We start from the raw sequence: 23,143 nt of genomic DNA on the forward strand, positions 1-23,143 counted from the left end.
AGAGTACAAAAAGTCAGGACACGGAATCGTACGCGGATATCTTTGGCGGCCTTGTCATAAACGCAAGCGCCTCCATGTGGAGCTTGGCGTGCTCGGGAGTCGTGTGCATCCTTGCAAACGCCTCCTTGCTCTCCATGATGACCAGTATCCGGTGGCTGCCTCTGGGCGACTTTAGCAGCTTTCTTGCAATAAAGCCGTCCTGCCCTGCAAGGATGTGGTTTGACTGTACAAACCATTTTTTGAACTCGTCTTCCTTTCCTTTTTTCAGCTCAATGTCCGCTATTGCCACGAACATCTGGCCCTCCAAAAGGGCGCGCTTTTCCACCAGCTGGTCGGCCAACGGAATCACGTTTTATGCCGCCCCTATTAAAACAAAAGTCTACATTGCAAGCACTGGCAAGCAGGCGCACACCTGCGGCCGGTTGCAAAAGGTTGCAGGCGATTATGGTACAGAGGCGGGCTTGCTGTGTATACGGCCTGCCTATATGCAAAACTGGAAACAGTTTTCCCATGCCAAGTGAAAACAACAATAACAATGACGGCGGCAAAAAGCTCCTTGCCATTGCAATCGTGGCCGCGATTGCCTCAAGTATCGTAGCCGGCTCGCTCTTTTTCCTTGCGCCGGAAGGCCAGGCATTGGGAGAGATGGACAACAACATTAACAATAATGATAATGACGACAATAATAGTAATAATAATAAAAAAGAAGTAACGCTTGTGGCCGAAGAAGCCCAAATCGAGATAGCGCCCGGCGAGCGCGTCAAAGCGTGGACGTACAACGGCACCGTGCCCGGGCCGACTCTGCGGTTCACCGAGGGCGACAACGTCACCATACATTTCATAAACAAGACGCCACTTGCGCACACCCTTCACCTGCACGGAAACCACGACGACGAAAGCGACGGGGTCCACCCGCAGGTGCTCCCGGGGCAATCCTACAACTATACTTTTGTGGCCGATCCTGCCGGCGCGCTGATGTACCACTGCCACGCGTACCCTACGTCGCTCCACATCAGGATGGGCATGTATGGCGCGCTGATAATAGACCCCAAGGACGACGACAAGCCCGAGCCTGCAAGGGAGTTTGTAATAGTGATGGGCGAGTTTGACCCGAAGGATCAGGAGAGCTTTGTGCCAAAGTACTATCTTGTAAACGGCTATGCGGACCAGTACATGGGCGACAATATGCTGCACGCCAAGCAGGGCGAGCTTGTCAGGATGTACGTCATCAACATGGGCACCACGATTCCGTATTCGTTCCACCTGCACAGCACCATCTTCAAGGCGTACCCGTCGGGGCTCTGGTCCAACGACCCGATAGACGCCCAGACGGTCGAAATAGGGCCGGGAAACGCCGCCATGGTCGAGGCGAGGTGGAAGTGGCCCGGGACGTACCTTTTCCACAGCCATGGCCTGCAGGAGGAGCGGGGCAACATGGGCGAGATAATGGTCGAGCCGTCGCAGGGGCCGTACGAAGCAGAGTCGATGATTGGCTGGCAGCACGAGCAGATTGAAAAACTGCAAAAGCCGGAGGTAGTGGAGCACACTGCCGTTACAAACGCCACGGTACAGGCAAGCTCCCATCATGGCACCGGCCCGCAGGTGGCAATCGCAAAAGGGTCATGGGACAACAAGCAAAAGCAAAACTACTCTCCCCGTGAAATGTCTGTCAACGCTGGCTTGGAGGTGACGTGGGTAAACCAGGATGCCACCGTACACACGGTCACAGACAGGCAGGGGGCCTTTGACTCGTCGCTGATAGGAGCAGGCGGCTCGTGGACGCACAAATTCGATAGCGCAGGCAAGTACGACTATTACTGCGCGCTGCATCCGTGGATGGAGGGCACTTTGACTGTGGAGTAGGTCATTTTTTCCTCCCCATCCACTCCCTTTCTTCCAGGTATTCCACAAGTCTTGACAATTCCTGCACCCTTGCGCTTCCGCCCACGTCGTTTCTGCACTCTTTGTAGTGGAGCAGAATCTGCCTGTCTTCCTCGCTTGATATGCTCTTTGCCTCCTCGACCATCTCAAAGAATCTCTCCTCCTTGCCGGTATGGTCGGTGACAAACGCGGCGTACGTCCTTAAAAACCGCGCAACGGGCTCCCTCCGGTCGCCAACCCCATTCTTCCACTCTTTTAGGCTGCGAAGCATCATCCTTGCGACCCTCCTTCCAAACTCGTGCTCTATCTTGAACTTGCGCACCTCTTCTGCGTATTCGTTATTTTTGCGCTCGTTTGCCGGAAAGTACGCCTTTTCCTCCTTGCCGTGATGGAATGCGTCTACAAACTCTTCAATGACTACAGAGATGATCTCGATCTCCTCAAGCGGGATGTGGTCGCCGGCGTACAGCCTGTCAGAGCATTTCTGCGCAATGTCGCGTATGCGCCTGATAGTGACATGGTCCTGCACAAGCTCCCGGGTGCTCATCGCCACGACAGAAAAAGAATGCGCAGGCGCCTCATTATAACAATATCTTGTGTGTATGCACGCTTAAACGCTCAAATACCATTGCATCCCGCTATAACCCAGAGATGGCAACGACTGAACTGGACAACAACGGCAGCAGCAGTCAGGAGGTCATTTATCTTGACTGGAACAATGCCTTGGACGTGCTTGAAAAAGCCTACAAGGCCGGGCTTTTTGTGCTCATCATCGGCCCCAAGGGGACCGGCAAGACCACGCTTGTGCGCAAGTTTGCCTCGGCGATGGAAAAAGAGCTTTATTCCGTAAACTTTTCGCTCAGGACAAGGGAGTCGCACCTTGTCGGCACGAGGACCATTGACAAGGGGCAGATAAATTTTGTCGAAGGCGTGCTGGTAAAATCGATGAAGGAAGGAACGATGCTGTACCTTGACGAGCTAAACGCCGCCGAAGCTGATGTCCTTTTGCGCCTTGACGAGGCCCTTGACGACAGGCGCCAGCTGGTGCTCAAGGAGGCCGAGGGCCAGCTTGTCAAGGCATCGCCGGACTGGTTCGTGATTGCAACGATAAACCCGCTTTCGCACGTGGGGACAAAGGAACTGCCGCCTCAGCTCTTGAGCAGGTTCCCGGTGAGGATGAGGCTTGACTATCCGCCAGAAGACCTGGAGCTGGAGATAGTAAAGAGGCACGTCAAGATGGACAACGATGACGGCAAGATGCGCGACGTCAAGCACGCAATCCAGCTTGCAAGGAGCCTGCGCGATGCGGCAGCCGTTGAAGAGCTGTATTACAGCCCGTCGCTCCGGGAGACCATAGCATTTGCCAAGATGCTAAACGCAGGGCTTTCAGGCAGGCAGGCTGCCGAGGTTGTGTACGCAAACGCGTACGACCAGTGGGGCCAGGTGGAATACCAGAAGGTGCTGGACATGATAACCTCTATCTTTGGCGACAAGTGACACGATGTCCAAGCTTGAAAAAAGCGTGATGCGAAACGACATCCTCCTGGACATCGCCACGTTTCTTGCCCGCAGGTGGTCCGGCAATGACAAGACAGTCGTCGCGCTTGCGCCAGACAAGCCGCCTGCCACAAAGCCGGACAAGAGCCAGGTGACGCTTCCGACGCTTGCATACTATGTCGGCACGGATTTCCAGAAATACAGGCAGTGGCGCGTCGCCCTCTGGTACGAGTCTATGCGCATGCGCCATTCAAGCAAGGTTCTCTCAAACGAGCACGCGTTTGGCTTCCTCTTGAACACGCTTGAAACAAAGCGCGTCGAGATTCTTGGACTTGCCGACTGGGAAGGCATGGAAAACGAGCTGATATTTTACGAGGGGATATCGTGGCAGTCCCGGCAACTTTTGAACACCATCTACGGCAGATACAAGATTGCAGAGGCGTTTTCGCAGTATTTCCTGACAGGCTATGTAAAGGGCGAGCTTTTCGGGGGCGAGCTTGAAAAGGTGCAAAAGGCCGTTGAGTTTGCCAACGAAGTGGTAAAGGAGGCCCTTGACAACAACTATGGCACAGAGTGGGTCGAGCAGCAAATTCCAAAGTTGATAAGGATGCTGGAGCTTGACCCGCTAGTCTCCATACCCATCCTTGCGCCCCGCACAAGGATGGGCGCATCGCTGACGCAGCAAGACGTACTAAAGCAGATAGAAAAAGTCGTCAGGACGAAAAAGAAAGAGAAAGACTCTGAGGAAAAGTCCAAAGAGATCTACGAAGGAAATGACGTCCTGCACGAGTTTGAGACCCTGGTCAAGGAGAGCAAGAAAACCGAGAACAAGGGCTACGACAGCCTGGAGAACTTTGGCCTGAGCGTGCCGGACAGGATGGACGTAGACGAGACGCAGATCTACGACCTAGACCTCATACAAAAGGTCAAGGCCGCTTTCAGAGAGTGGAAGACAGGCTGGGTGGAGCGCCACGACGAGATGGGCGAGGAGCTTGACATCGAGACTATTGTAGAGTCGCTGCCAAAGCCCTTCCTCACCGACGTGAAACTATCAATAAGGTCCAAGGTCGTCCTGCTTTTGGACCATTCAAGCAGCATAGCCGACGTGGAAACGGAATACAAGCAGGCAACCGTCGCGCTCTGCGAGGCGCTCAGCTACCTTGGCGTGAAATTTGCCGTGTACGCGTTTTCCACAGAGAACCGGCAGGTAAAGTGCTGGGTGGTCAAGCCGCCCACGGTAAAGTGGTCGCTTGTGTGCGCCCGCAGGCTCGTGCAGATAAAGGCGGTGGGCGGGACCCCGCTTGCAGAAGTCTATGGGCTCTTGCAGCCGGTGCTAAAGTCGTTCAAGCCCGACATATTTGTGACCCTGACCGACGGCGAGCCGTCCGACTTTGACGCCGTGAGGGCGATGGTGCTTTCCTACCGCAAGGTCGGGATAAAGATGGTGGCAATAGGCGTTGGGCGCAACCTCAGCGACGCAGTGGGCATCGGGCAGAACCTGAAATACCTGAACTATGAAAAGACCCTGTCTGTTAGCAGGCTCCAGGACATGCCAAAAAAAGTGATAAAGCTCTTGCGCACCTAGAACGACAGGTTCGGGTTTTCCTTCTTTACCTTTTCCCAGTCTGCAAGAAATGATGCGAGGCCCTTGTCGGTTAGCGGGTGTGCCATCATCTTGCCAAGGATGTCAGGGGGCAGCGTAACTACGTGGGCGCCGATCTTGCCGGCCTCTATCACGTGCATAGGGTGGCGCACGCTTGCAACAAGCACGTTTGTCGTGAACTTGTAATTGCTAAAGATCTGCACTATCTCCCGTACCAGTGTCATGCCGTCCTGCCCCGCGTCGTCCAGCCTGCCTATGAACGGGCTGACGTACGATGCGCCCGCCTTTGCAGCAATCACCGCCTGGTTTGCAGAGAATACCAGCGTGACGTTTGTCTCTATGCCCTCCTCCTTGAGCTTTTTGACCGCCCTCATGCCATCGGGGAGCATCGGTATCTTGACGACGACGTTTTTGCCGTATTTTTTCAGCCTGTGCGCTTCTTCCATCATGCTGTCGTAGGTGGTGCCCACGACCTCCAGGCTCACAGGGCCCTTGACGATGCGCACGATTTCGCGCATGATCTGTGCCGGGTTTTCCTTCTCCCTTGACAAAAGAGTAGGGTTGGTGGTGATGCCGTCAACGAGGCCCATGTCGTTGTACTTTTTTATAGATTCAAGGTTGGCCGTGTCAAGAAAGATCTTCATTTTATTTTCTAATCCTGCTCCTTGCTTCAATTACTGCCTTTGCTATTTCTGTTGCGGTCAGGCCGTACTTGTCCAAGAGCGTGTCAACTTCCTCGTCCCTTGCCGACTCGCCAAACGTGTCGCGCACGCCGACGCGCTTTATTGGAACCGGATATGTCTCGCCTGCCGCCTCTGACACCGCCCCGCCTAGGCCTCCGATGATGTTGTGCTCTTCGGCGGTGGCAATCGCGCCTGTTTCCTTGGCGCATTTTGCCACGAGGTCAAAGTCGATTGGTTTTATAGTGAACATGTCGACAACCCTTGCAGAGATGCCCTCCTCGCGCTTTAGCGCGCTTGCCGCTTCCAGCGCTTTTCCAACCATCAAGCCGCACGCTATTATAGTCGCGTCAGAGCCGTCCACAAGCACGTTGCCCCTGCCGACCCTGAACTGGTCCGCCGGAGTAGATTCTGCATAGACAAGCTCTGTAGTCGGCCTTGCAAGGCGCATGTAAAAGGGGCCCGGCGTGTCTACCATGGCCTTTATCAGGTGCCTGACTGCAACTGCGTCTGCAGGGACGGTGACGCGCATGTTTGGCATGGCGCGAGTAGCGCTAAGGTCTTCAATCTGCTGGTGCGACGCGCCGTCCGGGCCGACCGTGAGCCCGCCGTGCGACACTACCAGCTTGACGTTGAGCGCAGGATAGCATATGGCGTTTCGGATCTGGTCGACTGCCCTTCCAGGTATAAAAGCCGCATAAGTGCTTGCAAACGCCACCTTGCCTGCAATTGCCAGGCCGGCGGCTATTGAGACGAGGTTTGCCTCTGCGATTCCCACGTTGAACATGCGCTCGGGGTACTTGTCGCCAAATTTCTTGGTCTTGAGCGAGTCGGTGGTGTCTCCCCCGACGCAGACTATGCGCGAGTCGGTCTTGCCAAGTTCTACCAAGGCGTCGCCGTACGCGCCCCTCATGTCTGCCGTCTTTTTCTCGCTACTTAATAGCATGGAGCTCCGCCTCTATCCCAAGTTCGGAAGCGTACGGAATCAATATATGTTTACGCGCTTTCATCCAGTCGCTCCTTATGCCAAGGCGCGTTGCGTGGTCAAGAAGCTTCCTCTCAAGCGCCACTGCTGCCTTGTGGCGCAGCTGTATCACCGCGGTGTGCACGTCGGTGTTGCCATAGACGGCGTTGCCAGCCACAAATATGCGCGCGCCGGCGTCGTACACCTGCGGCAATGTTGTTGAATCAATGCCGCCGTCGGCCTCTATGTATCCTTTAAAGCCGTGCTCGCGAAGTTTCTTGTTCACGGCCACCATCTTTGGGAGCACTTCGGGCATGAATTTTTGGCCTGCAAAGCCGGGGTTGACCGACATGACAATCACGACGTCGACGTTTGAGATGTGCGGGTACAGCCACTCCGGTACGTCCGTCTTGGGGTTTATGGCGATCCCGGGGCTGATGCCTGCTGCCAGGCACCTGTCCTGTATCTGCACGAACTCATCCTCATTGCACGCCTCCGCGTGGACCGTGATGACGTCGCAGCGCGCGTCGATGTACTCGTCAATGTGCGCAAGAGGCTTTTCTATCATCAGGTGCGCGTCAAACGGAAGCGCAGTCACGCGCCGCAGGCGCTTTATCGTGTCTGCAAGGAACGTGGTGTTTGGCACGAACTTGCCATCCATGACGTCGAGGTGTATCATCTCCACCCCCTCGCGCTCGACCTTGCGTATCTTGTCCTCGTAGTTCTCCTTCTCGCCGGCGATTATAGAGGGCGCTATGAAGTATTCGCTTTCCAGCTCTTCAAGGAGCACCGGGGTCTGCTTTTTCGACGGCGCCTTTCCGTGCCACTGCGGGTTGTTGGCCATGTGGCGTATGCCGTTTCCCTTGACCGTGTTTGCGACTATCATCACCGGCTTGTCCTTTACCTGGGCCGCCCTGTTTAGCGCGTCCACCAATTGTTCGACGCGGTGGCCGTCGACTTCAAACACCTGCCAGTTGAACGCCTCCCACTTGTTCTTTGCCGGGTCAAGGGGCATGATGTCCTCGGTAAAGCCGTCCTGCTGGATGCGGTTCCTGTCAAGCACCGCGACCAGGTTGTCAAGCTTGAACTTTGCAGCCGCCATCGAGGCCTCCCATATCTGGCCCTCGTTTGACTCGCCGTCGCCTATCATGACATAGACGCGGTTTTTCTTGCCGTCCAGCTTGCTTGCAAGCGCGATGCCGACACCTACAGACAGCCCGATGCCTTCTGACCCTCCAGAATACTCGATTCCGGGCACGCTGTGGTCCTTCTGGCGCTCCGAATAGCGCACGGGGTGGCCCTGAAGGCGCGACCCCAGCTTGCGCAGAGTTTTCAACTCCTCCGGCGGGAAATAGCCTGCCACCGCAAGCGTGGAATAGTAGCCGGGCGCAGAATGCGCCTTTGAATTGATGAAGTAGTCGCGCTCTTGCCAAGACGGGTCTTTTGGGTCGTGTCTCATCCTGCGGAAGTAGAGCGTGCTCATTATCTCTGCGGCTGAAAATGACGCGCCGGGGTGGCCAGAGCCGGCCTCCGCGATTCCCTGAATGGCCCACATGCGGACCTCGCGTACCTTTCTCTTTAGTTCCAGATAGCGCATGTCAAATCCCATTTTATTGTCATTGTCACCCTGCTGCTGCCGTCAACAGCACAAGCAGCAGCTGACACCTATCTTTGAGGAAATAAAAACATAGCTCTGTGCGCCTCTACTAGAAAAGGCTATAACGCCTGCAGTGCAACGTGTACATTGACGCTTGTCACTGTCGTCGACGTTTGCAAGGCCGCTTCTCATATACGACGACAAGTGCTATTCGTGCACCAAGTTCGCCAGGACCGCCAGCGCCCTCTCAAGGGGCTGGATACGCACCGCCGGCCACTACCGCTCTGAGGAGGCAAAGAGGGCAAAGGAGATGATATTCCCAAAAGGCTATGATGCGACTCGCATGTTCTGGCTCGTCAACAGGTCTGGCGCGCACGGAGCTCGCTCGGGTCTGCCGCCACTTGCAAAAGAGATAGTGGCAGGGTGGTTCCGGGGAGGAAGGAGAAACATGGACATGTTCGCACCCGTATGCGAATACGACGGCATCGCCCCGTCAATGTCGTGCTACACGCCCACCAACATTTTCAAGCGCCTGGCAAAGATGCTGTCGCACGGCGCTACCTTTCCTTTCTCCTAGAAAGTCCCCATCATCAAATTATTAAAATAACGACGAGCGCAACATACAATCCTATGGTCCAGATCAGGGTAGAAAAGGCCAAGATCGATCAAAAGCAGACGTCGCTTCTGGTTATCGGCGTGTTTGAAGGCGAGCAGGATTTCTCGCAGTCCAAGGAGCTTGACCCGTCCGTTCTGACGTACATAAAGGAGGCGCTTGAGAACAAGGATTTCCGGGGGACCTTTGGCTCCAGCATGGTCGCGTACACGCTGGGCAAGGGCCCGATGAAAAAGATAATGCTCCTTGGCCTTGGCAAGCGTGAAAAATTCACCGACGAGATGGCAAGGATATGCGCCGGCAAGGCGGCGCACCGCGCAAGGGACCTTGGCACAAAGGAGTTTTCAATATTGCAGTTCTCAAACCTCGACGAGGGGCTCGTGGAATCCATGACGGAAGGCATCGCGCTTGCGCTATACACCTTTGACAAGTACAAGGCGCAAGACAAAGACGCCGCCCGCGTCGAAGAGGTCACGATCCTGATAAACTCTGACTCGCCGCGCTTTTCAATGATAGCCGAGCGCGCAAGCCACGTAGCTGATGCCGTCAACTTTGCTCGCGACCTTGGCAATCTGCCTCCAAACGACTGCCCGCCGGCGCACCTTGCGTCGGTGGCGCTCTCCCTTGCGGCCGATTACGGCATGAAGGCCCGCGTGATTGACCGGTACGAGCTTGAGAACATGAACATGGGAGGCATCGTCGCGGTGGGCAAGGGGAGCAACAACCCTCCAAAACTGATAATCCTCGAATACAACGGCGCTACCGCAAGCGACGCCAGGCCCTACCTGCTTGTGGGAAAAGCTGTCACGTTTGACACTGGCGGCATATCGCTCAAGCCGGGCGACAAGATGGACGAGATGAAGTTTGACAAGTGTGGCGGATGCAACGTGCTTGCCATACTTCGCGCAGTGGCCTCGCTAAAGCTTGCGGTAAACGTGGTCGGCATCGTGCCGTCGGTTGAGAACATGCCGTCAAGCACGGCGTACAGGCCCGGCGACATTGTCAGGATGTACAGCGGCAAGACCGTTGAAGTATTGAACACGGACGCCGAAGGGCGCATGATCCTTGCAGACGCACTTGCGTACGGCATTGCCACCTACAACCCAAAGGCAGTCATCGACATGGCGACTCTGACCGGCGCCGCCATAATCGCGCTTGGCGCCAACGTCGCGGCGCTTGTCGGCAACAACAAGCAGCTGACAGACAGGGTGCGCAGGATGGCAGAGAAGGCCGGCGAGCGCGTGTGGGATTTGCCGCTGTACGACGAGTTCCACGAGCAGATAAAAAGCCCGTACGCGGACATTAAAAACATCGGGGGCAGGTCGGGAGGCGCAATAACTGCAGCCGCGTTCCTCTCCAACTTTGTCTCTGGCACGCCGTGGGTCCACATGGACATCGCCGGCACGGCGTGGACGCAGGACGGCACCTACGAGAGAAGCTACAACCCAAAAGGCGCCACAGGCTTTGGCATAAGGACGCTGTTAAAGCTGCTTGGAGAGGAAGAAAAGCCTTCCGCGTCGTCGTCATCCGCACAGGGACAGCAACAGCAATAACAATAAGAAATGCCGATCTTTGCAGTCGACGCTCTGGTGGAGGCCCTTGCGGCGCTTGGATACGCATGCAAGGAAGGTGCCCGGTCAGACGTCATGCCGGACAGGTGGCCGTATTTTGAGCGGTGGCTGCAAAACCGTGACGGCTTTGTGACGATGGAAAGCGGCCATGTCGACTTTATCGGGATAGAGGAGGTGGTGCGCATGGGGCCGTTTTTCAACGTCTACTGCCTCGTTGGAAACGACTCGCTGTCGGGAAATGACGACAACGCCCACAACCTGCTGGACGCAAGCCCCTATTTTCAGCTGCATAACGGCCGGCCAAAGAACCTCGGCTGGAGCGGAGGCGTGCTTTCAAACCTGCTTGCACAGGACGCCGAGCTTTCTGCCGAGCTTGCAAAAAACATCATGAAGGAGGAGTGCAGGCGCATCAACGTCCGGGCGCACAACTATTGCTGCGTCGTTGAAACGTCGGTGTGGGACCCCGCCGGCCTTGCCTCCGTGTTTGGGATCATTGACAGGATGGCGATGCACGCCCGCAAGCTAATGAAGCAGGTGCACTTTGGGGAAAGCGAGTATGTGTGATATGATATGATAGTAATGCCAGCACTGCTGCTTCCCGACCGCTCACGCAGATCAGTAACACAGCAGCGACGACAGGTTTGACTTCCGGGTTCGGAATGGGACCGGGTCGCACCCTGCCGCTATGACCGGCTTACCTTCTTTTTCCAGAAGGGGTTAATTTAACCTTGCTCCTTGTTGTGGCAGGCATCAGGGCCTCTTTGGGCTTGATGATTAATAGGTTTATAGAGTATTCTTGTTAAGGTGGAATCTCTAACCTGCGAGATGAGAGGCGGCTAAAGTTCGCTAAGCAAATACGACAGAGACGACCTGCTCTCTTGGCAATAGCTATATAACACATTTGTGCCGCAGTCTATCTAGTACATGGGAAGCGACGACCCGTCCTCGACCCACCGCGTAGCGGTAATGGACTATGAGCTGTGCCAGCCAAGGAAGTGCGGCCTAGAGTGCATAGTGTACTGTCCTGTTAACAAGACGGGTGGCCAGTGCATAATCCAGCGCGAAGAGGATGGCAAGGCGCTGATATCTGAAGAATTGTGCACGGGCTGCGGCATCTGCATAAAAAAATGCCCCTTTGACGCTATTGTTATAGTCAACCTTGCAAAAGAGCTGTCAGAGGACAAAATTCATCAATACGGCGTCAACTCGTTCCGCTTTTACCGCCTGCCGACCCCTAAAAAAGGCGCGGTAGTGGGCCTCGTGGGTCGAAACGGCATGGGCAAGTCTACAATAGTAAACATCCTTTCCGGGAACATGAAGCCAAACCTCGGCAAGTTCGAGGGCGGCGAGCCTGCGTGGAACGAGGTTCTGAAATATTTCCAGGGCACGGAATTAAAGGCGCACTTTGAAAAGATAGCAAATGGCCAGCTGCGCGCTTCGATAAAGCCGCAGCTCGTATACCTCATTCCAAAGGCGTTCAAGGGCACGCCAAAAGAACTGCTAAAGAAATACGACGAGCGCAACGTCTCTGACAGCCTGGTTGAAGAGCTGGGCCTGAAAAACGTGCTTGACCGCGACATTGCGGCTCTTTCAGGAGGCGAGCTACAGCGCCTCGCAGTCGCAGTGGCGGCGGCAAAGGACGCCGACTATTACTTTTTCGACGAGCCGTCATCGTACAACGACGTGTACCAGCGCCTCGCAGTCGCAAGGGTGATGAAAAACCTTGCAGAGCAGGGCAAGAGCGTGATGGTAGTCGAGCACGACATGACGCTCCTTGACTATTTGTCTGATTATGTGCACATCATATACGGCGAGCCGGGCGCATACGGCATCGTCTCTGCTCTGCAGAGCACCAAGGTCGGGATCAACAACTTCCTCGAAGGCTACTTGCCAGCAGAAAACGTGCGATTCCGTGAAAAGGCGTTCCGCTTTGACGTCGCCACGGCCATGGACGACGTCGTGGAGGAAGTGACAGTTGCAAGCTACACAGACGTTTCAAAGGCGTTCCCGTCGTTCAAGCTGAACGTCGCTGCGGGCAAGATCCGCAGGGGCGAGATAGTGGGCATGGTGGGAGCAAACGCGCTCGGCAAGACGACGTTCATGCGCATGCTTGCCGGCGTCGACAAGCCAGACTCGGGCAAGATAGAGGTGGGGGCCAAGATATCCTACAAGCCGCAGTACCTCAATCAGGACTATGAAGGCGACGTGCGCTCGCTGTTGTACACCGCTTACCAGAGCCCGATTGAAAACTCGCCGGCAGAAGAGCAGATAATTATCCCGCTGGGCATAAAGAAATTGCTTGAAAAGAGCGTCAAGAACCTGAGCGGCGGCGAACTTCAAAAGGTCGCAGTTGCCGCGTCGCTGTTGCGCCAGGCAGACATTTACGCCCTTGACGAGCCGTCCGCGTTTTTGGACGCAGAGGACAGGATAGCCGTCGCAAAATTCCTGCAGCGCTTTGTCAGGGCGCAGGGGCGCTCGGCCATAATAATCGACCACGACCTCCAGCTGATAGACCTGGTATCCGACACGCTGGTGATATTTGAGGGCAAGCCGGGCATCGAAGGCCATGCTACTGCGCCGATGCGCAAGGAAGACGGCATGAACCGCTTTTTGCAGGCACTTGCAATAACCTACAGGCGCGACGAGACCACCGGCAGGCCCCGCGTGAACAAGGAAGGCGGCAGGCTGGACAGGGAGCAAAAGGACTCGGGCAACTATTACTACACAAGGCAGCCACAGTAGCAAAAATGCCGCACATGCTCAAAAACGTGCTGGCCGGCGTGCTTACTGCAGAGGAGGCGTCGCAGGTCTATTCCGCCTTTGACCAGGTGGGCGACATTGTCATCATAAAAATCCCTGACAGCCTCGCTGCAAAAAAGCAGGTGATTGCAGAGGCAATACTTGCAAACGTCAAGACTGCAAAGACAGTGTTTGCGCAGGCGTCAGCTGTAAAGGGCGACTATCGCATCCGCGAATTGGAATTTGTCGCAGGCGAGAACCGCACTATCACGGAATACCGGGAACACGGCTGCCGGTTCAGAGTCGACGTTGCGCGCGCCTACTTTTCGCCACGCCTGTCGACAGAGCGCCAGCGCATCGCAAGCCTCGTGCAGGACCGTGAAACAATAGTCAACATGTTCGCCGGCATCGGCACGTACTCGATAATAATCGCCAAGGCGGTCAAGACGTGCAGGGTGTACAGCATTGACTCCAACTCTGTGGCACACGACTTGTGCATTGAAAATGCCAAGATAAACAAGGTCGCCGACCGCGTCGTGCCAATATGCGCCGACGCTTCTGAAGCAATAAAGTCGCAACTGGCCGGCGTCGCAGACAGGGTGATAATGCCGCTGCCGGAAAGGGCAAAAGAATTTGTCGAGCCGGCCGTGCTTGCCCTGAAAAAGCACGGAGGGGTCGTGCACTATTTTGCCCACGTCAAGGCAGATGGCAAGCAAAAGGCAAAAGAAGAGGCAGGCGCAAAGGACGCGAAAGAGGTGTTTGCACCCTACAGCTATGAAATCTTGGGGACAACCGTCGTGCGGGAAGTCGGCCCGCGCATCTACCAGATTGTTGCAGACGTGAAAATCACGAAGAAGTAGCTGTCTTGTCTTCCTTCGGCGCAGTCAGCATCGTGTAGCCTATCCAGCCAAGCACCGCAAGGAGTACGCCCACAGCGCCCACCATCGTGGCCTTCATTATTATCATGCTGTACTGCGTTCCAAACATGGCGTAGGCGTAGGCGAAAAACACGATTATTGCAGCAGCTAAAAGGGCCGCACCTGCGCCCTTGTTGCCTTTCACCGCGCCCATATCTCTATGCTGTTGATGATGGCAAACTGCGCATCTTATCAATCTTTAGCCAGCAGTCAGTCAGCCTTCCTTCCGGCGGACCCTGAACGCGACGCGCACCACCGCCTGATACTCTACTATCTTGTCGCTGTTGACAATGGCGTTCATCTTCATCACCTCGGCTGTGCGGATGTCTTTGACGGTCTTGGCGGTCTCTGTTATTGCATTCTGTACTGCGTCTTCAAAGCTCTTGGTCGACTCACCTAGGATGTCGATGTACTTGAAAACCATATACGTGCATCATCTCTGCCGTGCGCTTTTAAACTCACCGAAATAGGCCGCAATTAAAGCAAAAATTCCCTCAATTGTCCAAAAAAAGGTCCCAACAAAACTTACATAGAACCTATTTCTATCGATCCATACTTTGGATTTTAAGAACAGGCTCATCCTGTTTTTCATCCTAATAGCGGTTATACCAATTATCGCGCTTTCAGCCGTCTCGACGGTCACGATAATCAAGTTCAAGGACCAGATAGCCAACATCTATTCTGGCTACGTCACAAACGTGGAACTGCTCTCAAAGAACAAGGGCGACCTGCTGGGAATGAGGTCTGACCTGATCCAGTTCGCAAGCTCGCCAGATCCTGCGCAGAAAAAGGCCGGCATAACACACATGATGCTGCTCAAAAACGGAATCGCCTCGACTGCGGGAAACTACAAGACAATTGAGGACCTGCCGGGCGACTTTTTGCCTGCGGAAGGAGTCGACCTGAGCAAGATATCGGCCGACGAGACCGTGCTTGTAGGGACCATAGCCCAGCAATGGAAGGATTATGGCACAAAGGTGGAGGACCTTGCGATACTGTCCACCGACCCGTCGTTTTCGCCCCAGGCACAGGCAGAGGCGCTGCAGCTTGTGGCGCAGACCGACAAGCTTGTGTCGTCATACAATGACCTGCTCGCAGTTGATGCACAGATAGGCGAGGCGTCTCGCGCCCAGTCGCAACAGGTGATGCAGCTGGCCTTCTTTTACGGCGGCCTTGCGTCTGCAATCTCGGCCGCGTGCGCTACTGCAGCGGCAATACTCATCTCAAAGAGGGTGGTGCTTGGCGACCTCGTGCGCATGACAAAGCTAGAGCTCGTCGAGACCACGCTCCGAGACCTCATTGGCGGGGGCTCTGACGCCCTGCTCCAGATGGTAAAGAGCCAGATGTCGCAGGAGGGTGAAGGCCAGGTGCCTCGCACCGTTACTGTTGCAGACGTGCCGTCGGCCGTGGTGCCGTCTGCAAGCGAGGACGACGTGATCATTGGCAAGAAAAAGGCCAAGGCGTTTATCGAAGACGACGACCCGTCGGCGGCTGCAGGAAGGCCAACCTGGGCCTTTGCCGAGGACACTGACAATAATAATAGTAATAGTCTAAAGCCGACTGCTTCTGCCGCTAGCAAGACAAAGGCTTTTGCTGCAAGAGATTTGCCCGCTCCTCCAAGGGTCATCGACAGTTACAAGGGCAAACTCGTTCTCCTCAACGCAAGCAGGAGGTTTGGCCATGCTGCAAAGGCGCTTGAAGACCTGCTTGCAAGCCCAAACACTATTGTCCTTACAAGGAAGGGGAGCAACATCTACTATCGCATCACAGCGCAGGACAACAAGTCCAGGTTATACATACTCCAGTCATCATCAGCAGGAGCCGGCGGCTTTGAGGAGGGCAGTAGCAGCAGAAAAAACAACTCTGATCATGTGATTCCATCGGACAACGAGGAAAAGATAGCCCATGAGATAGAGTCGATGATCAGGAAAAACCCGGGTTCGACCATCCTCATCGACAGCGCGACAGAGCTGATATACACGCTTGGGTTTGAAAAGGCGTTTTCTCTTTTGCGCCGCGTGTCAGAGGTTGTCTCTTCCTATGAAGGCGCGGGCGCAGTCGTGCTTGTAAACGCCAAAGCCCACGAGCCAAGGATAATGGAAGCAATAAGCAACATCGCAAACGACTTTGTAGACTAACTAGGCAAGCTCTAACGCCATGAGGTACGCGTCTTCTCCGTCGCGGTAGTACGAGCGCAGCCTCGATTTTGTCTCAAAGCGCAGCCTCTCGTACATCTTGATCGCGCTGGTGTTGCTGACCCTGACCTCAAGGTAAATCTCGTCTGCCTTTCTGTGGAGCACGCCGTTGATGCCCTCAAGCATCAGCGCCTTGCCTACGCCCTTGCCCCTGTGCTCGTCAAGCACTGCTACAGAGACGACGTGGCCCTTTTTCACAAAGCCCAGCTTCCGAAAGTTGGAAAAGCCAAACTCGATCTTGCACATGATGTAGCCAATTACCTTGCCCCCCATCTCGGCCACGATGAACGCCTCAGGGAGCTCCCTCAATATCGATTCAAAGAAATAGTCTGAATAATGCTCTGGCAGGGCGGCCATGTTGATGTCTATTACTGCCTGAAGGTCGCTTTCTTCGCAGCGGCGTATGACATAGTCGTCGCCTACTTTTCGCAGGGCAGTCTGCAAATCTGGATTAAGCTCCAAATCGACACTATTTAACCTTAAGTCTGCCAGTTCTGGCCGGCTTTGGCCGGACCTCCTTCTACACCATGCATGGAGCCATCCAGAACAATGTTTTAATCCCAAAATTGCCAATAGGTCACTGCAGTGGCAAGCTTTGTCGGAGGCGACTTTTCGCAGGCAGTCCCGGTCGTCTCCTCATTCTACAGCATAGTGGACATGCAAAAGCACCAGACCGAAGACGCTGTCCGGTTCCTCATAGCCGAGTCTGACATCTACTCTTCGTTTCCAAAACTCATAAGGGAGCTTGCCAAGGTGGACATGATAGCCACTGCCAAGCGCACGAGGTACGCGTCGAGGCTGATGCCCTCGCTTTCATCCACAAACCTGACAGTCGAAGACGGCGTGGTAATTACCGTGTCCAAGCTTCAAAAGCAGCAGCGCAAGCAGGGCAAAAACAGGTACCTGCTTTCGCTTCCGGCGGTTCTGTTCATAGCGACCCTCACCGTCGTCTTTATCGACGGCCTGTACCGCTCCCAGTCCGACTTTGCCAGGATGTTCATCCACAACCCGCTGCTACTTGCGGCAGTCTATACGATGTCGCTTGTAGGGATACTGGGCGTGCACGAGATGGGCCACATGATAGCTGCCAAGCACCACGGCATCCGGGCTTCATGGCCGTATTTCATACCGGGGATACCCGGGCTCTTTGTGCCGACCTTTGGCGCAATGATCGCGATACGCAGCAACATGACCAACCGAAACGTCCTGTTTGACGTGGGAATAGCCGGGCCCATAGCCGGCCTCCTTGTGACTATGATAGTGTCGGTTTACGGCTCGTCGATATCGGTGCTCGTGCCAGCCGACAGGATGCAGGACTTTGGCAATTCTGGACTGATGCCCATAAACAGCAGCATTCTGATGCAGGCAACTCTGAATTTGACCGGCCACGGCGCGGCGGCCGGCGACGCGGTCTTGATAATGTCGCCCGTGCTCTTTGCCGCATGGGTGGGCTTTCTCGTCACGTTTCTCAACCTGCTGCCTGCGTGGCAGCTGGACGGCGGGCACCTCGCAAGGTCTGCTCTTGGCGTCCGGTGGCACCGCATCCTGACCTACTCTAGCGTCGGCATATTGGTGGGCCTTAACTATTACATCATGGCCGCATTCATACTCCTCTTTAGCTCTCGCGCGCCTGAAAGCACGCCCCTTGATGACGTGTCTCCGCTGTCGAAAAAGCGCAAGATGCTCTTTTGGATGGCAATAGCGCTTGCCGTCCTGTGCGCGCCGCTGCCTGCCCAAGTGTTCAGTCCCTTGGCTTGAGAAGCGTGATGTCGGCGTCGGACACTACAAGCGCCTTGTGGCCCTTGCCGTTTCGCACAAGGAGCTTTTCTAGGGCATCCCTTGCACCCGCGTACGTTGCCAAACCTAGCTTGGTGTCGGCGTAATAGTGCGGCAGGCTCGACACGAGCCCCAGCTCGCATTTCTGCTTCAGCTCTTGCATGTACAGCAGGTGCTCAAGACCGTCGATGTATTGAGCCGCTGCAAGCTGCTCCGGCTTGAGCCTGCCCTCTACGAACGCCTGCAACGCGCCGCCTCCTATGCCTTCGCGGCACTCTGCAAGGAGCACGGCAGACCCGCCGTCCCTTACAATGTGGACTGCGTTCCAGAGGGAATAGAGCGCGCCGGCAAGCGTCGCGTGCGTGCCAGCCTCACTTCCTGCGCTGATCACCGCGGACCTGACGGGGTCGGCCTCGACGGTCGCAACCGCCTTTAACTGCTCTGCTGCCTTTGAAAACGCCTCGTGTACCGTGCCAGTGTGCACGCCGGCGATGCCCGCGCCATTTGCAACAAGCTCGACTGACGTTATCGCTGAAATGTTCTGTACCGATGACACTGCTATTTTTAGGGGCTCGCCCTGCTCGCCGGGCGCCGGCACGTTGCCTTTGCGCGCCAAAAACGCCTCTGCCATTTTTTCAGGCAACAGGGCGCGCACGAGCGCGGTAGGAGCCCCGGAAAACCCAAAGAGCGGGTCAAAGCCGGCCTGCGACACTACGACGGCGCTCTGGAATTTTTTAATGCGATCTTCAAGAGACTGGTAGTCGATGCGGTTTATCGAAGGGATTGCAGCTGCTGCAGTCTGCTGAGGGTCGCCGACGGCAGGTGTTGCATTAGCAATGGATGCAAGGTTTGCCCGCAGCGCGCCGGCGGCCTTTGCCGGCACGTCGACCGTGATGGGTGCAAAGCCCTTGGTCTTTGCAGCATCTGAAATGGATGCAATAGTCCTTGCGGCCGCCTTTGAGGAGGCAAGTGCCAGCACGAGCATGTTGTCCGTTACTGGGATGGAGTCAAGCGCCGCCTTGGCCTGCTCGTCGGGCATGGCCAAAAACGTAGAGGAAACCTGGCTTGACAGGTTTTCAAACTTGATGTCAAGCACCACGTCGGTGCCGCCGTACCTGAGCCAAATCTCTGGCGTATGTTATCCCTCCCCGTGCAAGCCACGATGACAAAAGATAAAAACGAATCCCTTGCAGATCAACATATCGTGTCTTCCTCGTCTTCTGATTTTACGCTCGAGTTTGCGTCGTTTCTCCTAAAGAGCAACGCGCTCAAGTTCGGCGCATTCACGCTTGCAAGCGGCAAGCCAAGCCCCTACTACATCGACCTGCGCATGCTGCCAAGCTTTCCGGCGCACTTTCGCCTGACTATTGGCGCCCTCAAAGACGTCGTGGCAAAAAAGATGCCAAGCTTTGATACATTTGCCTCGGTGCCGACCTCCGGCTTGGTCTTTGGCTCAGCCCTTGCCTACGAAATGGAAAAGCCATTTGTCTACGTGCGAAAAGAATCCAAGGGCTATGGCATGAGCAAGCTGGTGGAAGGCCATCTTGCATCCGGCGCCAAGGTGGTAATAGTCGACGACGTCGCAACCACCGGCCTTTCCGTGAGCAAGGCGATAGACGCGCTGAGGGCAAACGGCGGCGTAGTTGAAGACGTCGTCGCCGTCGTGAACAGGATGGAAGGCGCTGAGGAAAAGCTAAAGCAGATGGGAGTCCGGCTCGTCTCGGTTGCCACCATACAGGACATCGCAAGCTCCCTGCACAGGGCCGGGCTTGTCGACGACAGTACGATGGATGCCGTGGTCAAGCAGATAGCCGCAAGCGGCGGTCTGGAAACCGATTGACCAGCCAGCTACGGCACCTGTATATTTACCTGCGGGACCGTAGTCTGCGCAGCGGCTGTCGCCTGGTAGGATGCATATTGCTGGAGGCCCCACGGCTTGGTGCCCAGGAACCCGCTCTCATTGAACACGTTGTTTGGGAACGTGCGCAGGTTGACGTTAAAGTCTCGTACGCCATCGTTGTAGTTGCCCCGAGCAACGGCTATGCGGTTTTCCGTGCCTGCAAGCTCGTCCATGACCCTTGTAAGCTGCTGGTCGGACTTGAGCTGCGGGTAGTTTTCGTATGTTATCAGGATCTTGCTGAGCGCCTGCTCTATCTGGTTGCTCGTCTGTACGCGCTCGTTCACCGTCGAGGCCCTCTGCCAGTCGGTCCTGAGCTTTGTGACATTCTCAAGGACGCTCTTTTCAAACTGGAGGTACGCCTGCGCCGTCCTGACGATGTTGGGTATGAGGTCGTACCGGCGCTGCAGCTGCACATCGATGTCAGATGCGAGTCTTTTCACGTTCTCGTCCTTGGCCTGCGCCGCATTAAACCCCGAGAAGTACATGGAGTACAGCGAGCCAAAAATTATTGCGATAATGCCAACGGCAGCGCCAACGACTATGATGCTTTTCTTGACCAATGTGGTAGCCTGTCATTATTTGCGCCTATTTATTACCTTTAGCGCCCTGCGCCACCGCCGCCGGACCTGCCGCCTCCTCCGCCAAAGCCGCCACCGCCCCCACCGCCCCCACCGCCTCCTCCCCAGCCGCCACCATATCCTCCACCGTACCCTCCGCCGACAAAATAGCCGCCCCTCCTCCTTCTCCTTCCGTACTTGGCGTTGAGCGCCACGATTGCGACAAAGATTGCGATAAACACTCCAAACATGATCGCATCCGTGTTGTCATTGTCTGCCGCCGGCCGGGAATTGTCTGTAGTAGGCACGCTGGTGCCGTCTGCCTGTGCGCCAAGCGCAATCACTGTATTGTAAAACGCCCTGCCAAACGCCGCAGTGCTTCCCGTGTCCTCGTACTCCTGCCTTGCCGGCACCAAGTACCTGTCAAGGATCTCGCCTGCCGTCCCGTCGGTGATGTCGCCCTCAAGCCCCCTGCCAACCTCGATTCTCATAGAACCGCCGCCGGCGTCGCGCTCTAGCGACATCAATACAAGCACGCCGTTATCCTTTCCGCTCTTGCCGATGCCCTTTATGCCGTCCAGCGGCAATTCATTGTAGATGTAATTGGCAAGCATGTTCCGGTCATGAATTTCTATCCCGTCCTTTTTTATCCCGTGGCCCACGAAGCTTGGGATGGTGTAAATCACGATCTCGTTCGTGGTCGCGTCGTCAAGGCCGCGCAAGTATGTATCAATCAGCTGGCGGTACTCAGGCGTGATAACCTCTGCATTGTCGTAAATGTACTTTGGGCGAGAGCCTTTTGCAGCAGCCTGGGAAAAGGCCGGTGTTACGGTAAAAGCAACAATAACGATTGCTGCAACCACAAAAACAAATGCAAACGCAAGCGCCCGGGCCACTACAGCTGACACATTCTAGTACGAGCGCTATAACCCTTTACCCTTTCATCCTTCGTAGATCATCAGGTTCTTTTCTTCAAGGAGCGTGTGGAGGTTGCCGACTGCCCTGTAGACCTCGCTCTCCTTCTTGGCGCCGGTGCACACCAGCTTGCCGGAGGCAAAGAGCAGTATGACTGTCTTTGGGTCTAGCATCCTGTGGATGAGGCCGGGAAACTGCTCCGGCTCGTACATGCTCCTTGGCAATACGCGCGCCGCAAGTTCAAGGTGGATCTTGCCTCCAAGGCTTGCAGACGCAACGATGTTCTGGATCTCTATCTGCGGCTCGTTTTCAAGCGGGATGCCGCCCTTTTTCAGTTTCTGGACCACGTTTTTGACCGCCTGGATTGCCATCTTTTCTGACTTTGCTCCCGTGCAGACCATCTTGCCGGAGCTGAAAATCAGGGTTGCCGTCTTGGGCGACCTCAGCCTGAACACGAGGCCCGGGAACTGGTCCGGGTGGTACTCGACGTCAGGGAATATCTGGGTGATAAGGTTTAGGTTAACCGTCTGGTTGACGGTTGCAGAAGCTACAACGTTTTCGATACTGACTATGGGCTTGGTCTGCGGCACACTCCCCTTTATAAAGGGGCGGTATATATACCTGCTTGCCATATTTTGAATGATTTCTTGAAAATTTGCAGTAAATTTCAGCCAGCCGATTTAAGCAACGCCAAATACTCTACTATGCCTATTCGCCAATGACCTTTACTAGAACGCGCTTTGGCCTCTGGCCGTCAAACTCGCCGTAGAAAATCTGCTCCCACGGGCCAAAGTCAAGCTTGCCTGCCGTAATGGCGACGACGACCTCGCGGCCCATAACCTGCCTCTTTAGGTGGGCGTCGGCGTTGTCTTCACCTGTACGGTTGTGGAGATAGCTCTCCGGCGAGTACGGCGCAAGCTTTTCAAGCCACTTTTCAAAATCCTGGTGCAGGCCGCTTTCGTCGTCGTTTATGAAAACGCTTGCCGATATGTGCATCGCGTTTATCAGGACCATGCCTTCCTTTACGCCGCTTTCCTCTACCACCTTTCTCACCTGCGGCGTGATGTTTACAAAAGCGTGTCTTTTGGGCGTGTTAAACGTCAGGTATGCCGTCTTGGATTTCATGTCGACGGTGGTGGCGGCGGTGATGTTGCGCCAGACGAAGGCGACGACGATGAAGATGACGGCGGCTGCGAGGCGCCACTACTACTGCTGCCCTTTCTGCCCCACTTGCTAAAGAACAGTATCACTAGGATTATGGCGATTATGATATAGTTTACAGGCGGGCTGATGATCTTTGTTATCACGCCGGCGCCCGGCAGGACGTACACGACCTTGCCGATATAGTTGTCCTTGTGGATAGGGAAGTCTGTACCGGGTATGGAGGCCGGGTTTGCGTCGCCTTTTGTCCTGATGACGCGCTCGCCGGCAGAATTCTCGCCAATCTCGGCCACACGATGCACAATCACCCGGTCTTCGCCGTCCGGCCTGTCAAACACGATGATGTCGCCGACCTTGAGGGTATCCCACGAGCCCCCGTCCCTGACCACGAGGACGTCGTTTACCTGCAGAACCGGGACCATGCTCCTGCTAGAAACTACGTAGAACGGGTTGTTGGTGTCAAACGCAAGCCTCAGCCCGAGCCACACTATGGCCACGCCAGCAACGACGATGATAATGTCGCGCATTGCGACGGGCAGCTTGGATTTTTGCTCCAACGGAGGCTTTGTGACGTAAA

25 protein-coding genes and 1 rRNA gene are annotated in these 23,143 nt (G+C 55.4%); 11 read left to right on the forward strand and 15 right to left on the reverse strand.

Features of this window, described 5'->3' with window-relative positions; translation table 11 throughout:
- Positions 1-13: 13 nt before the first annotated feature.
- On the reverse strand, positions 14-340 hold the full coding sequence (locus tag NTE_RS02520; protein ID WP_226987129.1) for an antibiotic biosynthesis monooxygenase family protein: 327 nt from the start codon (positions 338-340) through the stop codon (positions 14-16).
- 170 nt (positions 341-510) lie between these two features.
- On the opposite strand from NTE_RS02520, the gene NTE_RS02525 reads away from it, so the two are divergent.
- Positions 511-1,863, forward strand: coding sequence for a multicopper oxidase domain-containing protein (locus NTE_RS02525; protein ID WP_226987130.1), 1,353 nt, complete (start codon positions 511-513; stop codon positions 1,861-1,863).
- Position 1,864: 1 nt separating this feature from the next.
- Here NTE_RS02525 and NTE_RS02530 read toward each other — a convergent pair whose 3' ends face one another.
- Positions 1,865-2,428: a hemerythrin domain-containing protein gene (locus tag NTE_RS02530; protein ID WP_226987298.1), complete on the reverse strand. Its 564-nt coding sequence runs from the start codon at positions 2,426-2,428 to the stop codon at positions 1,865-1,867.
- 104 nt (positions 2,429-2,532) lie between these two features.
- Between NTE_RS02530 and NTE_RS02535 the strand changes: the two genes are divergently transcribed.
- Both NTE_RS02535 and NTE_RS02540 read left to right on the forward strand, forming a co-directional pair.
- Positions 2,533-3,378 carry an AAA family ATPase gene (locus tag NTE_RS02535; RefSeq protein ID WP_148699600.1) on the forward strand — a complete coding sequence of 282 codons (846 nt, stop codon included), beginning with the start codon at positions 2,533-2,535 and terminating at the stop codon, positions 3,376-3,378.
- 4 nt (positions 3,379-3,382) lie between these two features.
- Complete coding sequence (locus tag NTE_RS02540; protein ID WP_148699601.1) at positions 3,383-4,963, forward strand: vWA domain-containing protein; 1,581 nt, start codon at positions 3,383-3,385, stop codon at positions 4,961-4,963.
- On the opposite strand, the gene fsa is transcribed toward NTE_RS02540, so the two are convergent.
- From fsa to NTE_RS02555, 3 genes are read right to left on the reverse strand one after another with little or no spacing between them, the layout of a single operon-like run.
- Complete coding sequence (gene fsa, locus NTE_RS02545) at positions 4,960-5,625, reverse strand: fructose-6-phosphate aldolase (protein WP_148699602.1); 666 nt, start codon at positions 5,623-5,625, stop codon at positions 4,960-4,962. The genes NTE_RS02540 and fsa overlap by 4 nt on opposite strands.
- 1 nt (position 5,626) lies before the next feature.
- Positions 5,627-6,607, reverse strand: a complete 981-nt coding sequence (locus NTE_RS02550) for a transketolase family protein (RefSeq protein ID WP_148699603.1) — start codon at positions 6,605-6,607, stop codon at positions 5,627-5,629.
- A complete protein-coding gene (locus tag NTE_RS02555; protein WP_148699604.1) occupies positions 6,594-8,234 on the reverse strand; it encodes a ribulose-phosphate 3-epimerase in 1,641 nt (546 codons plus the stop codon). Before NTE_RS02555 ends, NTE_RS02550 begins: the two co-directional genes overlap by 14 nt.
- Before the next feature lie 142 nt (positions 8,235-8,376).
- Here NTE_RS02555 and NTE_RS02560 point away from each other — a divergent pair, with 142 nt between their 5' ends.
- Genes NTE_RS02560 through NTE_RS02570 form a run of 3 tightly spaced genes read left to right on the forward strand, consistent with a single transcriptional unit; the run spans position 8,377 to position 10,970 of the window.
- Positions 8,377-8,799 (forward strand): hypothetical protein, encoded by a 423-nt coding sequence (locus NTE_RS02560; protein WP_148699605.1) that lies wholly within the window; start codon positions 8,377-8,379, stop codon positions 8,797-8,799.
- 53 nt (positions 8,800-8,852) lie between these two features.
- The gene (locus tag NTE_RS02565; protein WP_148699606.1) at positions 8,853-10,388 is read left to right on the forward strand and encodes a leucyl aminopeptidase; all 1,536 of its coding nucleotides are present in this window, start codon (positions 8,853-8,855) and stop codon (positions 10,386-10,388) included.
- A gap of 9 nt (positions 10,389-10,397) precedes the next feature.
- The gene (locus NTE_RS02570) at positions 10,398-10,970 is read left to right on the forward strand and encodes a hypothetical protein (protein WP_148699607.1); all 573 of its coding nucleotides are present in this window, start codon (positions 10,398-10,400) and stop codon (positions 10,968-10,970) included.
- 13 nt (positions 10,971-10,983) lie between these two features.
- On the opposite strand, the gene rrf is transcribed toward NTE_RS02570, so the two are convergent.
- A 5S ribosomal RNA gene (gene rrf, locus NTE_RS02575) occupies positions 10,984-11,103 on the reverse strand.
- Between the two features lie 227 nt (positions 11,104-11,330).
- Between rrf and NTE_RS02580 the strand changes: the two genes are divergently transcribed.
- On the forward strand, positions 11,331-13,148 hold the full coding sequence (locus NTE_RS02580) for a ribosome biogenesis/translation initiation ATPase RLI (protein WP_148699608.1): 1,818 nt from the start codon (positions 11,331-11,333) through the stop codon (positions 13,146-13,148).
- Positions 13,149-13,153: 5 nt separating this feature from the next.
- Positions 13,154-14,005, forward strand: coding sequence for a class I SAM-dependent methyltransferase (locus tag NTE_RS02585; protein WP_193354084.1), 852 nt, complete (start codon positions 13,154-13,156; stop codon positions 14,003-14,005).
- Here the strand turns inward: NTE_RS02585 and NTE_RS02590 are convergent.
- Entirely contained in the window at positions 13,992-14,207 is a 216-nt protein-coding gene (locus tag NTE_RS02590; RefSeq protein WP_148699609.1) for a transcriptional regulator, read from the reverse strand. The two genes, NTE_RS02585 and NTE_RS02590, sit on opposite strands and share 14 nt — an antisense overlap.
- 69 nt (positions 14,208-14,276) lie before the next feature.
- Positions 14,277-14,486 carry a dodecin family protein gene (locus tag NTE_RS02595; RefSeq protein ID WP_148699610.1) on the reverse strand — a complete coding sequence of 70 codons (210 nt, stop codon included), beginning with the start codon at positions 14,484-14,486 and terminating at the stop codon, positions 14,277-14,279.
- A gap of 133 nt (positions 14,487-14,619) precedes the next feature.
- On the opposite strand from NTE_RS02595, the gene NTE_RS02600 reads away from it, so the two are divergent.
- Positions 14,620-16,200, forward strand: coding sequence for an MCP four helix bundle domain-containing protein (locus NTE_RS02600; RefSeq protein ID WP_158385033.1), 1,581 nt, complete (start codon positions 14,620-14,622; stop codon positions 16,198-16,200).
- On the opposite strand, the gene rimI is transcribed toward NTE_RS02600, so the two are convergent.
- The gene (rimI, locus tag NTE_RS02605; protein WP_148699612.1) at positions 16,201-16,701 is read right to left on the reverse strand and encodes a ribosomal protein S18-alanine N-acetyltransferase; all 501 of its coding nucleotides are present in this window, start codon (positions 16,699-16,701) and stop codon (positions 16,201-16,203) included. It abuts the gene before it with no gap.
- Between the two features lie 141 nt (positions 16,702-16,842).
- Between rimI and NTE_RS02610 the strand changes: the two genes are divergently transcribed.
- The gene (locus tag NTE_RS02610) at positions 16,843-18,015 is read left to right on the forward strand and encodes a site-2 protease family protein (RefSeq protein ID WP_148699613.1); all 1,173 of its coding nucleotides are present in this window, start codon (positions 16,843-16,845) and stop codon (positions 18,013-18,015) included.
- On the opposite strand, the gene NTE_RS02615 is transcribed toward NTE_RS02610, so the two are convergent.
- Positions 17,999-19,132, reverse strand: a complete 1,134-nt coding sequence (locus NTE_RS02615; protein WP_148699614.1) for a nickel-dependent lactate racemase family protein — start codon at positions 19,130-19,132, stop codon at positions 17,999-18,001. The two genes, NTE_RS02610 and NTE_RS02615, sit on opposite strands and share 17 nt — an antisense overlap.
- Before the next feature lie 105 nt (positions 19,133-19,237).
- On the opposite strand from NTE_RS02615, the gene pyrE reads away from it, so the two are divergent.
- Entirely contained in the window at positions 19,238-19,873 is a 636-nt protein-coding gene (pyrE, locus tag NTE_RS02620) for an orotate phosphoribosyltransferase (protein ID WP_226987131.1), read from the forward strand.
- A gap of 8 nt (positions 19,874-19,881) precedes the next feature.
- On the opposite strand, the gene NTE_RS02625 is transcribed toward pyrE, so the two are convergent.
- The 5 genes from NTE_RS02625 to NTE_RS02645 form a co-directional block, all read right to left on the reverse strand.
- A complete protein-coding gene (locus NTE_RS02625) occupies positions 19,882-20,493 on the reverse strand; it encodes a LemA family protein (RefSeq protein ID WP_148699616.1) in 612 nt (203 codons plus the stop codon).
- Positions 20,494-20,531: 38 nt separating this feature from the next.
- A complete protein-coding gene (locus tag NTE_RS16905; protein WP_148699617.1) occupies positions 20,532-21,398 on the reverse strand; it encodes a TPM domain-containing protein in 867 nt (288 codons plus the stop codon).
- 33 nt (positions 21,399-21,431) lie between these two features.
- A complete protein-coding gene (locus NTE_RS02635) occupies positions 21,432-21,995 on the reverse strand; it encodes a TATA-box-binding protein (protein WP_075054885.1) in 564 nt (187 codons plus the stop codon).
- A gap of 118 nt (positions 21,996-22,113) precedes the next feature.
- Entirely contained in the window at positions 22,114-22,530 is a 417-nt protein-coding gene (locus NTE_RS02640) for a secondary thiamine-phosphate synthase enzyme YjbQ (protein WP_148699618.1), read from the reverse strand.
- A complete protein-coding gene (locus tag NTE_RS02645) occupies positions 22,527-23,123 on the reverse strand; it encodes a signal peptidase I (RefSeq protein ID WP_148699619.1) in 597 nt (198 codons plus the stop codon). Before NTE_RS02645 ends, NTE_RS02640 begins: the two co-directional genes overlap by 4 nt.
- Between the last annotated feature and the right edge of the window lie 20 nt (positions 23,124-23,143).

The sequence above is a fragment of the Candidatus Nitrososphaera evergladensis SR1 genome (assembly GCF_000730285.1).
Taxonomy (GTDB): domain Archaea; phylum Thermoproteota; class Nitrososphaeria; order Nitrososphaerales; family Nitrososphaeraceae; genus Nitrososphaera; species Nitrososphaera evergladensis.

Excerpts from the sequence above, each read along its gene's own strand:
- NTE_RS02640 (WP_148699618.1), bottom strand. The coding sequence starts at position 22,530 with ATGAAATCCAAGACGGCATACCTGACGTTTAACACGCCCAAAAGACAC.
- NTE_RS02555 (WP_148699604.1), bottom strand. The coding sequence starts at position 8,234 with ATGGGATTTGACATGCGCTATCTGGAACTAAAGAGAAAGGTACGCGAG.
- NTE_RS02580 (WP_148699608.1), top strand. The coding sequence starts at position 11,331 with ATGGGAAGCGACGACCCGTCCTCGACCCACCGCGTAGCGGTAATGGAC.
- NTE_RS02585 (WP_193354084.1), top strand. The coding sequence starts at position 13,154 with ATGCCGCACATGCTCAAAAACGTGCTGGCCGGCGTGCTTACTGCAGAG.
- NTE_RS02595 (WP_148699610.1), bottom strand. The coding sequence starts at position 14,486 with ATGGTTTTCAAGTACATCGACATCCTAGGTGAGTCGACCAAGAGCTTT.
- NTE_RS02550 (WP_148699603.1), bottom strand. The coding sequence starts at position 6,607 with ATGCTATTAAGTAGCGAGAAAAAGACGGCAGACATGAGGGGCGCGTAC.
- NTE_RS02565 (WP_148699606.1), top strand. The coding sequence starts at position 8,853 with ATGGTCCAGATCAGGGTAGAAAAGGCCAAGATCGATCAAAAGCAGACG.
- fsa (WP_148699602.1), bottom strand. The coding sequence starts at position 5,625 with ATGAAGATCTTTCTTGACACGGCCAACCTTGAATCTATAAAAAAGTAC.
- NTE_RS02530 (WP_226987298.1), bottom strand. The coding sequence starts at position 2,428 with ATGAGCACCCGGGAGCTTGTGCAGGACCATGTCACTATCAGGCGCATA.
- NTE_RS02540 (WP_148699601.1), top strand. The coding sequence starts at position 3,383 with ATGTCCAAGCTTGAAAAAAGCGTGATGCGAAACGACATCCTCCTGGAC.
- NTE_RS02570 (WP_148699607.1), top strand. The coding sequence starts at position 10,398 with ATGCCGATCTTTGCAGTCGACGCTCTGGTGGAGGCCCTTGCGGCGCTT.
- NTE_RS02535 (WP_148699600.1), top strand. The coding sequence starts at position 2,533 with ATGGCAACGACTGAACTGGACAACAACGGCAGCAGCAGTCAGGAGGTC.
- NTE_RS02525 (WP_226987130.1), top strand. The coding sequence starts at position 511 with ATGCCAAGTGAAAACAACAATAACAATGACGGCGGCAAAAAGCTCCTT.